This is a genomic window from Burkholderia sp. 22313, assembly GCF_052045245.1.
GTDB lineage: Bacteria > Pseudomonadota > Gammaproteobacteria > Burkholderiales > Burkholderiaceae > Burkholderia.
The window spans coordinates 305,927-318,288 of the sequence record NZ_JBQEON010000002.1; the positions used below are offsets into that span (position 1 = coordinate 305,927).

At 61.6% G+C, this 12,362-nt stretch carries 12 protein-coding genes; 9 read left to right on the top strand and 3 right to left on the bottom strand.

Features of this window, described 5'->3' with window-relative positions; genetic code table 11:
* Positions 1 to 67: 67 nt before the first annotated feature.
* From ACTJKF_RS03130 to rimO, 3 genes are all read right to left on the bottom strand, one after another.
* Positions 68 to 610: a hypothetical protein gene (locus ACTJKF_RS03130; protein ID WP_440622087.1), complete on the bottom strand. Its 543-nt coding sequence runs from the start codon at positions 608 to 610 to the stop codon at positions 68 to 70.
* 186 nt (positions 611 to 796) lie between these two features.
* Positions 797 to 1,720 carry a sugar kinase gene (locus ACTJKF_RS03135; protein WP_440622088.1) on the bottom strand — a complete coding sequence of 308 codons (924 nt, stop codon included), beginning with the start codon at positions 1,718 to 1,720 and terminating at the stop codon, positions 797 to 799.
* Positions 1,721 to 1,723: 3 nt separating this feature from the next.
* Complete coding sequence (gene rimO / locus ACTJKF_RS03140; RefSeq protein WP_440622089.1) at positions 1,724 to 3,109, bottom strand: 30S ribosomal protein S12 methylthiotransferase RimO; 1,386 nt, start codon at positions 3,107 to 3,109, stop codon at positions 1,724 to 1,726.
* 14 nt (positions 3,110 to 3,123) lie between these two features.
* Here rimO and ACTJKF_RS03145 point away from each other — a divergent pair, with 14 nt between their 5' ends.
* The 9 genes from ACTJKF_RS03145 to ACTJKF_RS03185 all read left to right on the top strand — a co-directional run bounded on the left by ACTJKF_RS03145 (position 3,124) and on the right by ACTJKF_RS03185 (position 12,361).
* Positions 3,124 to 4,797, top strand: a complete 1,674-nt coding sequence (locus ACTJKF_RS03145; protein WP_440622090.1) for a recombinase family protein — start codon at positions 3,124 to 3,126, stop codon at positions 4,795 to 4,797.
* 250 nt (positions 4,798 to 5,047) lie between these two features.
* A complete protein-coding gene (locus ACTJKF_RS03150) occupies positions 5,048 to 5,362 on the top strand; it encodes a helix-turn-helix domain-containing protein (protein WP_440622091.1) in 315 nt (104 codons plus the stop codon).
* 237 nt (positions 5,363 to 5,599) lie between these two features.
* Positions 5,600 to 6,418, top strand: a complete 819-nt coding sequence (locus ACTJKF_RS03155) for a DUF5677 domain-containing protein (RefSeq protein WP_440622092.1) — start codon at positions 5,600 to 5,602, stop codon at positions 6,416 to 6,418.
* A 141-nt stretch (positions 6,419 to 6,559) separates the two neighbouring features.
* Positions 6,560 to 7,096 (top strand): PAAR domain-containing protein, encoded by a 537-nt coding sequence (locus ACTJKF_RS03160; protein WP_440622093.1) that lies wholly within the window; start codon positions 6,560 to 6,562, stop codon positions 7,094 to 7,096.
* Positions 7,093 to 7,800, top strand: a complete 708-nt coding sequence (locus ACTJKF_RS03165; RefSeq protein WP_440622094.1) for a VRR-NUC domain-containing protein — start codon at positions 7,093 to 7,095, stop codon at positions 7,798 to 7,800. Before ACTJKF_RS03160 ends, ACTJKF_RS03165 begins: the two co-directional genes overlap by 4 nt.
* Positions 7,801 to 7,818: 18 nt before the next feature.
* The gene (locus tag ACTJKF_RS03170) at positions 7,819 to 8,907 is read left to right on the top strand and encodes a type VI immunity family protein (protein WP_440622095.1); all 1,089 of its coding nucleotides are present in this window, start codon (positions 7,819 to 7,821) and stop codon (positions 8,905 to 8,907) included.
* A 30-nt stretch (positions 8,908 to 8,937) separates the two neighbouring features.
* A complete protein-coding gene (locus tag ACTJKF_RS03175) occupies positions 8,938 to 9,714 on the top strand; it encodes a hypothetical protein (RefSeq protein ID WP_440622096.1) in 777 nt (258 codons plus the stop codon).
* A 1,033-nt stretch (positions 9,715 to 10,747) separates the two neighbouring features.
* Complete coding sequence (locus tag ACTJKF_RS03180; RefSeq protein ID WP_440622097.1) at positions 10,748 to 11,380, top strand: hypothetical protein; 633 nt, start codon at positions 10,748 to 10,750, stop codon at positions 11,378 to 11,380.
* 258 nt (positions 11,381 to 11,638) lie between these two features.
* On the top strand, positions 11,639 to 12,361 hold the full coding sequence (locus ACTJKF_RS03185; protein WP_440622098.1) for an SPOR domain-containing protein: 723 nt from the start codon (positions 11,639 to 11,641) through the stop codon (positions 12,359 to 12,361).
* Position 12,362: the final 1 nt, after the last annotated feature.

Genomic DNA, 12,362 nt, shown 5'->3' on the forward strand with positions numbered 1-12,362 from the left:
CTAGATTAGCCAAAATCGGCGCGGTTGGCCCGGTACAATGCGCGCCGCATGCACCAAGCCAGCGCGCTCAGTCGTCGGTGCGCAGGTTGACCATGCCGCCGACCGTCTCGATTTCCCGCACGCGGCCATCGCGTACCTGCAGCGCCGCGCGCTTGGCCGGCGTCGGACGGAGCACGACGGGTTGCGGATCCGACTCGTCCGAGTTCATCCGGTCGGCCTTCAGCTCGCCCATCGAATCGAAGCGCCCGATCCACACGCCCGTGATGTTCGTGCCGTCGTTCGATTCCTCGATTTCGAGCGTGTCGCCGTCGCGATCGCCGGCGAGCAGGATCACCTCGCCCGTATCCGCGAACTGATATTCGCCGTGCACGCCTTCCTCGTCCGTCTTCGGTCCGAGATGCACGACGATCGGCCGCTCGCCGAGCGTGCCCTCGTAGCGCGGCAGGCGGGCGAATTCCGGATTCGGCCGCAGCGGCCGCGCGGGTGCCGCCTCATCCTGCTGCGCGCCCGGCGCGGCCGCCTGTGCCGCAACCACGCCCGGCACCGCGAGGCCCGCCGCCAGCGCGCCGGCGATCACCAGCGCCCGTTGCCATTCCGAATATCGACCCACCTTGTATTGCTCCCTTGCTTCAGATTCGCGCGACAATCGCGGCGCTACGCCGTGCGCCGCCGATCACATCGATCGCCACGAGCGCACAACGTGCGCCGATGCGGACACGCCCATCGCGATATGCACGCCGCGCGTCATCCGGGTATTCGCATGCGTGCGTCGCGCAACCGGTGGGCGTGATCCGCGTCAGCCCTGCATCAGGCGTTCGACCGCATCGCGGTGCGGGATCGGCGCGACCGCGCCGTAACCCGTCGTCGACAATGCCGCCGCCGCGTTCGCATACCGTGCGGCCGTGAACGGATCGTCGCCCGCGACGATCCGCGCGACAAACGCGCCGCCGAAGCAGTCGCCCGCGCCCGTCGCATCGACGGCCTCGACCGCGAAGCCCGGCACCACACGCCGTTCGTTCGGCGTCGCGACATACGCGCCGTCCTTGCCGAGCTTCAACGCAACGACCCGCGGCCCGTGCTCGAGCATCGCGTCGACGATCGCGTCGCGATCGTTCGCGCCCGTGAGCGCCGTGACGTCGTCCCAGCTCGGCAGGCAGATGTCCGTCTGGCGCAGCGCTTCGCGCATCACCGCGCGGGCACGCGGCAGCGGCCACAGCTTCAGGCGCAGGTTCGTGTCGAAGCTGACCTGCGCGCCGTTGCTGCGCGCGTGGTCGATCGCCGCGAACGCGGCGTCGCACGCCGCCGTGCTGATGGCGAGGCTGATACCCGACAGGTGCACGGCCTTGGCCGCGGCCAGCGCATCGAGCGGCAGATCGGCGATCGTGTAGCGGCTCGCCGCGGAGCCCGCGCGCAGATAGTCGAACTGGTGGCCGTCAGCGCCGTGCGTGACGAAGTACACGCCGGTCGGTGCCGATCGGTCGATTCGCACGCAGGTCGTGTCGACCTGCTCCGCCGCCCACATGTCGGCCAGCAAGCGGCCGAACGTATCGTCGCCGATCGCCGATACGAAGCCCGTCGATGCACCCTGGCGCGCCGCGGCGATGCAGAAGTTCGACGTGTCGCCGCCGAAGCCCTGCAGGAACTCCGGACGGCCCGGCTGCGACTGGTTGAACTCGATCATCGCCTCGCCGAGCGCGAGGATCTGCGCAAATGCCGCCATCGCTTAAACCTCGCCCCACAGATCGTGACCGTCCGCGCCCGTGATCTTCACCGACACGAAATCGCCGACCTTGTAGCGCTTCGATGCCTTCGTCGCCGGCTCGACATAGACGACGCCGTCGATCTCCGGCGCATCCGCCGCCGTGCGGCCGATGCCGCCTTCCGCGCCGACTTCGTCGATCAGCACCTTGAGCGTCTTGCCGACCTTGCGCTGCATGCGCTGCGCCGATACTTCCTCGGCAACTTCCATGAAGCGCGCGCGGCGTTCCTCGCGAACCTCGTCCGGCAGCGCGCCGTCCAGTTCGTTCGCGGTCGCACCTTCGACCGGCGAATACGCGAAGCAGCCGACGCGATCGAGGTCCGCCTCGCGGATGAAGTCCAGCAGCGTTTCGAACTGCTCTTCCGTCTCGCCGGGGAAGCCGGCGATGAACGTGCTGCGGATCGTCAGGTCCGGGCAGATCTCGCGCCACTTCTGCACGCGCTCGAGCACCTTCTCCGCGTTCGCCGGGCGCTTCATGCGCTTCAGCACTTCCGGATGCGCGTGCTGGAACGGCACGTCGAGATACGGCAACACGTGCCCCTTGAACGGACCTTCGGCCATCAGCGGAATGACTTCGTCGACGCTCGGATACGGATACACGTAGTGCAGGCGCACCCATGCGCCGTACTGCGCGGCGAGTTCGCCGAGCGCGGCGACCAGGTCGGTCATGCGCGTCTTGATCGGCTTGCCGTTCCAGAAGCCCGTGCGGTACTTCACGTCGACGCCGTAGGCGCTCGTGTCCTGCGAGATCACGAGCAGTTCCTTCACGCCCGACTTGAACAGGTTCTCCGCCTCGAGCATCACTTCGGCGACCGGACGCGACACCAGATCGCCGCGCATCGACGGGATGATGCAGAACGTGCAGCGGTGGTTGCAGCCTTCGGAGATCTTCAGGTACGCGTAGTGGCGCGGCGTGAGCTTGATGCCGGCGGCCGGCACCAGATCGACGAACGGGTCGTGCGGCTTCGGCAGGTGCGAATGCACGGCCTGCATCACTTCGCCCACCGCGTGCGGGCCGGTGACGGCGAGCACCTTCGGGTGGACTTCCTCGATGAGGTTCGAGCCGCTGGCGCTCGACTTCGCGCCGAGGCAGCCGGTGACGATCACCTTGCCGTTCTCGGTCAGCGCTTCGCCGATCGCGTCGAGGCTTTCCTGCACGGCTTCGTCGATGAAGCCGCAGGTGTTGACGACGACGAGGTCGGCGCCGTCGTAGGTGCCGGAGATTTCATAACCTTCGGCGCGCAGCTGCGTGATGATTTGTTCGGAATCGACGAGGGCCTTCGGGCACCCGAGGGATACCATACCTATACGCGGTGCCGGAGAATGAGCCGGTGAATTCTTTTGAGACATCTGGAGTGTGGGGCGTGGCAGCAAAAGCGAGAGTTTACAGCTATTTACGGTTCAGCGACCCAAAACAAGCGGCCGGCGGCAGCATAGACCGCCAGCTCGAGTACGCTGCCCGCTGGTCGGCCGACCATGAGATGGAGCTTGATGCGTCCCTGTCACTTCGGGATGAGGGGTTGTCGGCCTACCATCAACGCCACGTTCGGCAAGGCGCGCTCGGTGTGTTCCTCCGCGCGGTCGAGGACGGCCAGGTGCCCGCCGGCTCCGTGCTCGTCGTCGAGGGCCTGGACCGACTGAGTCGCGCCGAGCCGTTGCAGGCGCAGGCGCAGCTCGCTCAGATCGTGAACGCCGGCATTGCGGTCGTAACGGCGAGCGACGGCCGCGAATACAACCGCGAGCGCCTCAAGGCGCAGCCGATGGATCTTGTATACAGCCTGCTGGTCATGATCCGCGCGCACGAAGAGTCGGACACGAAGAGCAAGCGTGTCAAGGCGGCAATCCGCCGACAGTGCCAGGGCTGGATTGCCGGCACCTGGCGCATGCCCATCCGCGTTGGCAAAGATCCGCAATGGGTACGCGAGGGTGAAGGTGGAAAATTTGAACTCGTCCCCGATCGGGCCGCAGCTGTCCGCCTGGTCGTCGAAATGTTCAAGCAGGGGCACGGCGCAGTCCGGACGGTTCGCGAGCTGAGCGAGCGCGGGCTCTCAGTGACCGAAAGCGGCCGCATGGCTGCGTCGCACATCTACAAGATCCTCGCGAACCGGATGCTCGTCGGCGAAAAATCAGTGGCGGTCGATGGCGAGACATACCGACTCGAGGCGTATTACCCTGCCCTGCTCTCCGCCGCAGAGTTTGCCGATCTGCGCTATCTCGCCGAGCAGCGCGGCCGGCGCAAAGGCAAGGGTGAGATTCCCGGCGTCGTGACCGGGCTCGGCATCACGCACTGCGGATACTGCGGCGCGGCAATCGTGGCGCAAAACCTCATGAGCCGCAAACGCATGGCAGATGGGCGCCCCGCCCCGGGTCATCGCCGGCTGCACTGTGTCACGTACAGCACCGGCGCTGGTTGCAAAGTCAGCGGGAGCTGCAGCGTTGTGCCAGTCGAACGGGCACTAATGCTGTATTGCTCAGACCAAATGAATTTGACGCGCCTGCTCGAAGGCGATGGCGGAACCGCCGCGCTGAGCGCGCAATTGGCAAGCGCGCGGCAGCGCGTCGCCGAACTCGAAACACAGGTTCGTCGCGTCACAGACGCGCTGCTGCTCGACGACGGCGACGCACCAGCCGCCGTGTTGCGCCGTGTCCGCGAGCTCGAAAGTCAGCTCGCAAACGAGCGTCGGGAGGTCGACTCGTTCGAGCATCACCTCGCCGCGGCGACATCGATCGTTGCGCCAGCCGCAGCAGACGCGTGGCAAGAACTGGTGGACGGCGTCGACCAGCTCGACTACGACGCACGGCTGATGGCGCGCCAACTCGTCGCCGACACATTTTCGCGAATCGTCGTCTACCAGTCCGGGTTCCGTCCCGCTCTTGATGGTGAAAAGATCGGCCTAGTCCTAGTCGCGAAACGCGGTAGCACGCGTATGTTGCATGTCGATCGCAAGACAGGCGAATGGCGTGAGGCAGAAGATGTCGTCTTACCGCCCGACAGAGAGCTGCCTCTTCCGCCGACGATGACGGTAATGCTCCGCTGACCACAAAGGCTGGTAGTCGCCAGGTTGGTCACTTGCGCATCATCTTGCGTCTCAGAGTAGCGGGCACATCGCTTCCCCAATATGCCTTGCCATCCTCAACCATTGTCCACGGTCTTGAAAAGTAGGCCAGAAGCCGGGTTTCTGTGCATATCGAAGTCAAGTTTTGATAATCTAGTTGACAACGTGCGAATATTCCCCAGCCATCCTCGATGGAATACCGGATCCTGTAGATCAATCGAAAACCTTACAAATGAGCGCAACCGAGCGAAAGGCAGAGCAAGCCGAAGAAAGAGATCGATTTCACGCGGATCTGCTGGAGGGTATGCGCGATATGAAGGCCGGCCGCGCGGGCCGAGTCACGCAGGTAGAGCCGACAGTGGCGTCGGCCGCGCGCGCGAAATCTGGTCTGTCGCAGGGCGCGTTCGCGAAGCTGCTCGGCGTGCCGTTGCGCACGTTCCAGCAGTGGGAGCAGGGGCGCCGCAATCCGACCGGGGCGGCACTGACGTTGTTGCGGGTGGCAATCAAACATCCCGAGGCGCTGAAAGACATATCGCCGACCATCTGAACCAATCGAGGAAGTTCTTTCACGAAAACAGAAGCGTTTAGAGATTTACCGACTTGCTCGGAGAGTTTCCCGATGGCGATCTAGCGAGACACGGATGTCAGCTCAACCCCAAGGCCGAGAGAAAGCTCGCCCGCGGTTGACCCAAGCATGCTAGCAAGAAAAACGGTCCCTTGCTTTCGAGTTCGATGTGTTAGTAAGACAGCGTAAAGCATTCGCATTTTGCACAACGGAGACGCGATGGCAGGTTTCGATGAAGTCGGATTCCTGTCCGACGAACTGGATCAATGGAAGCGCGCCGCACATGAGGCATATGCCGACGCTTTTGGCTACGCCTACCGCGCAAATGCTATGGCCTTGCGCGTCATGAAGGCTATACCAATGAATGTCATCTCCGATGAGATGAAGTGGGCAATTGCGGCATACGCGCGGGCACTCGGTGCATTTCAATGCTCGATCCTGATGATCGAACGCGGCGCGATGGCAGACGCACGCGCATTGGCGCGCTTATGCGCCGAAACGCTCATTGTTGCCAAAGGGCTAGTAATCGTGGAGGGAACGTTGGAAATCCTTCGCGAGGATGATGCTAACCATAGCATTCACGCCATAGCCCGGATCTTGGAAATGAATGCTTCGAATCCCGAGACAGACGATAAATCGCTTGTTCCTCTAAAAGCAAAGCTCGCGGAGCTAGAAACCACCTTCCCCAAGCGTCGGTCACTCAACTATCGGGATTTGGCGCTGCGTACCGACTTGGCAATGTTTTACGAAATCGCCTACCGGTACACATCAGGCAACGGCGCACACGCTACGTTAGGCGCGCTCGTCCGACACATGAAAGAGCAAGACGGCAAGCAAGGCTACTTCTTCGGTCCGGACATAGAAGATATGGCGTCTACGCTTTTGACCTTGAATGTAGCGGTAACTGAACTGATAGATCTCGCAGTCACCCGCATGGGACGCACTGACGACGCTGCCGAGTTGCGAGATTTGAAACTACACTGGCTAGTTATCCGGCCCAATCTTGAAACACGAATCGCGGAGGAAGCACAAGAGTAGCGCGCGAAAATAATCCGCATCTCGCACACGCCAATCTCTTCTAGCAATTAATAATCCCTGACACCCGTCAACTCTGACAGGGTAGTTGCACATCGACAGCGCGTGCTACAGTCGCCGCAGATTTCGTCTGAGGAGTTCTGTATGGGATTCGCGTTCATTCGGGAAGGCGACACAACCTCCCACGGCGGCCGCGTGCTCGCGTGTGATCCGACCAATACCGTCGACGGCAAAGCGTTGGGCCTTCTCGGCGACATGGTGTCGTGCCCCCGTTGTGGTGGCGTCTTTCCGATCGTGAAGGTAAAAACCGATCTTCACATGACGTTCAACGGCCGCCCGGTAGCATCTGATGGCGACATGACGGCGTGCGGCGCGACGCTCATCGCAACACAAAGCAGCGCGACGGCATCGCCAACCGCCGGTGCCGGAAACCCGATCGGCGGCGGTCGCAGCGTAGTGGCCCAACAGGCAGGCGCTGACCAATCCGGCCCGCACCGCGGGCGTTTCCAGGTGCTAGACGACGACACTGGGAAGCCTGTCGCCAACCACCCATATACCGTCACCGGCAGCGACGGCAGCACCATCACGGGAACAACCGACGAAAACGGATATACCAACTGGCTCGAAACTGGCCGGGCGGCATCGCTTTCTTTCGAGCGCTCAGGCTCGAACTCGGTATGACGGACTATGCACAAGGGCATGGGTCCGGGTCGACGGGCCAGGGCGACGGCAGAACGAACCCTGTACGCGTGCGGCGGAACGGTCTAGATGCGCAGGACCGGCAAGCGCTCTGCTCCGTCATCTGCAAATGCAACGCGATGCCGACTATCGGCGCTGACGGACAGAAGCTGAAACAGCAGTGCGTCAGCGGGCGGCTCAAAGCAGCGGATGCGATCGGGGACCATCAGAGCCCATACAAGGCAGAAATCAACTACGACATGTCGCGCGATCCACCGGCTCCCATTATGGATTCGCGCATCGTCACCAAAGCGCACGACTACCTACCGGGCTGGATTCAGAAATATTGGCCCGGCGGCTTGGACAGCTATACGCCTGGCGTCGGCAATATCCGACGACCGGACGTCGTGATCGTCAACGATCCGTCGCTGCCGCCAACACAGGACAACCTGAAGTCGGTTGTGGAAATCAAGTTTCCGCCGGATCGCGTAGACCCGAAGCAACAAGACGCATACGAGCGCATCGCCGGCGACCCGTCAAAAGTCGCTACCATGGGGCCGGGCGACTGCGGATGCTCCGACGATCAGCCAAACGAGGCCGAATCCTCGCAATCCGCCCTGTCACAACTCGGAAAATTGATCGGGCAAGGCCTGAAGGGAAGCCTCGGCGGCCCGATGCCCCCGCCTGTACCTCTGCCCGTTCCCTAATATTGCAACGACACGACGATGAGCAACGACAACGAGCGACGGATTCAGGAGCTAGCCGAGGCCGGCATGATGCCGTTCGCGATTCTCGAACCGCGTTACCCTCACGACGGTATCGGCGCCGCCCTGGCTGTGCGTGCGTCCATATACTTCAAGGGCGGGTACACCCGTGACAAACGCGACGCCCTTGCATGGGTTTTCGATCGGTATGTCGCGATCGCGCGACAGGCGGGCACATCCAGCACTGACAATCCAGTGAAGTGGCTTTGGTTCAATGGTAAGAAGGCGCTGCCGATTGCGAAAGCACCCACGCTCTCATCACTGGCATCCAGCGTCGGAGCAAACGAAGGCTTCGATGCAACGTTTGTCGGCGGTGAAACTGCACGTGACGCGTCGTTCTACGAGTTCACAACGTTCTGTCTCGAACAGTTCCAGGCGGAGCTTGGTACTCGGGGGCTCGATGTTCTGGTTTTCACGTTCCCCGCTCCGTTCGTCCGGGGTAACCCGAGCCCGTTCATACAACTGTTCCGCGACGCGGCCGCTGCCGTGGACGCGATACACGGGCATGCCGGACTCGCAGTAAATCTGTCGCCGACTAGCCGAACCGAAAACGAAAGCAGCGAATATCTCATGTCCCAGCAGCTCGGGCCGGGCGTCGATGTCGGTAGCCCGATCGCCATGAAGGTGCGCGACCTCACCGAACGGATCAAAACCGTCGACTGGCTCACGCTCATCGACAAGGCGATGCTCGGGAAGGTCGGAGGCATTGACGCGCTGCAATCCGCGTTGCCGAAAGACTGGTTCGACCTCGCGCCATGCGCCCAGGGACTGGTGATTCGCGCGGGCATGGTGCCCGAAGCCGGCGTGCCTCACGAGGAAGACACCCCGGCACCGCCCCCAGCGTATGTCGTGCTCAATGCCGCTCTACGCCCGGTCGTTGCAGATACGGTTTCGATTCTTCAGCGCGGCACGGTAAATGGCGACGCGCCGGTCTATAACTCCCAGGCAAGCAGCAACGCGTGGCTCCGACGATTCGATCTATCCGAAAACGAATTGCTCAACGCCAAAGCGGCGGTGCTCAACACTCCAAAACTTTCGCCAGCAGCTTAATCGCAAAGGAATAAAGTCACGAGGCACAACATGAATCTTGCAGCGCTTACAAGCTCCCTAGGAATCGTTAATGCCATCCTTGCGGTCATAACCGCAATCGCTGCAATTGTTATGTCGCGCAACACCTTTCGATCGGGCAACCAGCTTTTCTCCCAAACGCGCACGAAGCGCCTATATGAAATTATGAAGCTGAAGGACCAAGGCTGGCGCGCGATCTCATCTGGCGCACTGCAGCTCGCCGTCAAGGAAGCATTCGGAATGCAGCTGAGCGGAGACGAAATTCGATTCGCATTCGAACGAGACAACGCACTCTCTTTGTTTCGATCGAGAGAATATGCCGGGAGATTTGTAAAATTCTGCCCGATCGAAGCACGCTACAAGGACAACCGCTTTAATTGGCTGCGACGATGGACGTTCAGAGGAAATTTCCGAGTCTTATTGGCATTATCAATCATCGTCTATTTCCTTACATTTCTCCCCGTCCAAAAGCTCGGATCCGTCAGCGTCCCAGCAGCTGTGACACTCATGATTCTCGGAACGGGACTCACGTTTACTTTGATGTTTTTCGCAAGAGGAGCAGAGTCAGCAGATACTCTGATGGACGTTAACGGCAACTATCCGCTCCCTTTGTACGGTTACAGGCCCGAAATCAAGAAACGCGCCGGCAAGGTCTCGAATAAGACCCCAAAAGGCGGTGTGGTGCAGGGACGTAAACGTCACGACCTCCTCGCCGAGCCAGTCGTTACGCCCCCGCCGAGGACCGTCGAGGCATCGGCCACGCCGAGACTACATAACCAAGATGCATAAAAGCGCATAGAAAAATTGGCCCATCGATCGCCGCGCGGCCCGTGTTCGGCAGACCGGGGTGGCCTGTCCATGCGTGCATAAAAGCCACTCGATTTGGCGGGCAGGTGCGAGCACAACAGCGTCGCGCTTACGCGGGGACATGCCATCCCGGAATACGACCTTTCCATGGCGGTCCCAGTTCGTTATTCGCTCCACGAGGAAGGTCCCATCGGTCGCCCGGCTAGAGGTCCAGTCCACATCGCGCCCACGACGGGTGTTCGTTTCGCTTGTGACGTGCGTGACGGGCGAAACGTCACGCGCAACGTCACGTGTTACGCACGACGTCTTCTGCAGCGCCATTCGTCTTCCATATATAGAGCGGCCGTGAGATGCGCCTATTCAGATCGCGCTAAGTCCGTGCGGAGCACTACGGTCGACGAATTCACAAAAACGCGCTTGGCCGGGCTGACGATACCGGGTGGCACCCACCTACCGCCCGCCACAAATCAGCGACGTATGCGGCGAATGGACCACGCCCACGCCGATTTTCAAAACGGACCATCGGTCAGCACCCTGACGTACCAGTATCGATCTCTCGCATCTCAGACACATCCGCGCGCTATCCACGGTTGAGTCAGCAGTGAGCGAGTTAGAACCTTCGGTTTTATCTTCTCTACTCTTATCTTCTCTGTCGTCACCGTGACGTTACGGTGACGTTTCGCCGTGACGTCCCCGTGACGTCACTTCGTTACGTTTCGCGACCGCATCGGTAAGGCCACGGCCGGTGCTTTTCTCGCCTGCGCCTCGAGCTCCTGCCAGCGGTCGATGATGCGCGCGCGCATCGCAACGATGTAACCTGACGCGAGGCGAGACCACACAGCTTTGTGTTTTGGAGGTGGTAAGGTATCGGGCTGCCCGGTGCGGGCGAGATGCTTGAGAGAAAAACGGAGAGCCGTTGAGCGCAGTGCGATTCATGCCGTGGGTGGGAACCCGATACGCAACCGAGGGGTTTGAAGGCCTGCGGGTCCTCATCGTTTGTGACTCGCACTACGGGATGAAACGCTACGAGCGACCGACGGTGACGCAGGAAATCGTCCTCGCCCTGGGCCAGCGCAAGCGCCATCCGGACGCCGTCAAAGCGCTCGCGCGCCACCCGCACTTCGCAAAAATCGCGACGTCGATGCACAACGCCACGCGCGCTGGCGACGTTGGCCGGGCCCAACTGAAGGCGTTCTGGGACCACGTCAGCTACTACAACTTCGTGCAGGAGTTCATGCCGAAGAGCCGCCGCCGGCCATCGGACGAAGCCTGGAATGCGGGCGTCGCCGCGTTCCCGACGGTGGTCGAAGCGCTGAACCCGGAGGTCATCATTGCGTTCGGCCACGAGATGTCGACGCACCTCAAGCGTGTCGGCGTAACCATCCCGACCGCGCATGTGCGCCATCCGTCGGCCGGCTACAGCTACGCGAAGTGGAACCCGCTGGTCCAGACCGCACTGTCGGAAGCCCGCGACCGCCGCGCAGCGTCTCCCGGCCCGATGGCCGACATCGACCCAGTGGGGGCCTATGGCACGTGGTATCAAAGCAGCCGCGACGCCCTCCCCGCGCACGGCCTGCGCTTGCCGCCCGAGAAGAAAGCCGCTGCCATCGCAGCATGGGAAGCGAGCTTCCCAACGCTCGAGCCATAACCGCACACCCCGGCAACCGCGCCCGAGACTTCCCCCAAATGTGGGGGCTTCGACTTCCAAGCCATCGCACATACGCACCACTTCGCGTAGAACGTGATCATGGTGCTTCCCTGTCAGCTCCACGATCTCGCAGCTCGACATGGTCAACAGAGGCTTCATTAGATCGACCGGCGACGCGCGGTAATTCGCACAATCTACGTTGAACACCTGCCAGGAATCAGGCAATCTGCCCCTTATATTTACAACCACGGGGGATCAATGCTTAACCGCACTTCTAGCACAAAGGGAGTTGTCGGCGCCGTCCTCATAACCGCGGTGGTCGCTGGAGCCATTGCTTACCGGGCCGGACAGAAAAGCGTCTCCGACGACACGACGACCACCTCAACCGTCGCGCAGTCGGCCACGGAGCCCACCATCACGACATCCGCCCCGAAGTTCGCTGTGCAATTAGGATCCTTCGCGAATGCGGCCAATGCGCAGACATGGGTTCAGAAACTCGTCGCAGCCGGCGTGCCGGCCTACGTGGAGAGCAAAACCGCCGATGACGGTTCAACCCAGAGCCAACTCCGTGCGGGGCCATTCCAGAGCAAGTCCGACGCAGCCACGGCGGTCGCAAAGATTCGCGCGAACGGCCTTGCCCTGCCGACAACCGACGGTGATCAAGCGCTTACAGAGACCGCCAGTTCCGCAGCCGTGACCCCGGCCAGCAGCGACCAGGCGGAGGCCACTTCTGCACGAATCTGGTGGACGCTCAACACCCTGCAAAAATGCCACGAATCGAATGGCCCGGCCGACCTAATCGAGTCGATCGGGACAAACGGCACGACACCGCACGTGCATGACTACGACGATCGCGTCGAAGTCTCGGCTGATTCCGGTGACGGACTCCACGAATCCATTTGGACCTTCTACCACACCAAAGATGCCTGCCTTTCAAAGGGCGAGAACGCGGTCAAAGACTTGGCTGACAAGTACCGATAAA

What these genes read in the sequence shown, in the direction of transcription:
- ACTJKF_RS03135 (WP_440622088.1), bottom strand. Translation starts at nt 1,720, where the DNA reads ATGGCGGCATTTGCGCAGATCCTCGCGCTCGGCGAGGCGATGATCGAG.
- rimO (WP_440622089.1), bottom strand. Translation starts at nt 3,109, where the DNA reads ATGTCTCAAAAGAATTCACCGGCTCATTCTCCGGCACCGCGTATAGGT.
- ACTJKF_RS03150 (WP_440622091.1), top strand. Translation starts at nt 5,048, where the DNA reads ATGAGCGCAACCGAGCGAAAGGCAGAGCAAGCCGAAGAAAGAGATCGA.
- ACTJKF_RS03155 (WP_440622092.1), top strand. Translation starts at nt 5,600, where the DNA reads ATGGCAGGTTTCGATGAAGTCGGATTCCTGTCCGACGAACTGGATCAA.
- ACTJKF_RS03160 (WP_440622093.1), top strand. Translation starts at nt 6,560, where the DNA reads ATGGGATTCGCGTTCATTCGGGAAGGCGACACAACCTCCCACGGCGGC.
- ACTJKF_RS03165 (WP_440622094.1), top strand. Translation starts at nt 7,093, where the DNA reads ATGACGGACTATGCACAAGGGCATGGGTCCGGGTCGACGGGCCAGGGC.
- ACTJKF_RS03170 (WP_440622095.1), top strand. Translation starts at nt 7,819, where the DNA reads ATGAGCAACGACAACGAGCGACGGATTCAGGAGCTAGCCGAGGCCGGC.
- ACTJKF_RS03175 (WP_440622096.1), top strand. Translation starts at nt 8,938, where the DNA reads ATGAATCTTGCAGCGCTTACAAGCTCCCTAGGAATCGTTAATGCCATC.
- ACTJKF_RS03180 (WP_440622097.1), top strand. Translation starts at nt 10,748, where the DNA reads ATGAAACGCTACGAGCGACCGACGGTGACGCAGGAAATCGTCCTCGCC.
- ACTJKF_RS03185 (WP_440622098.1), top strand. Translation starts at nt 11,639, where the DNA reads ATGCTTAACCGCACTTCTAGCACAAAGGGAGTTGTCGGCGCCGTCCTC.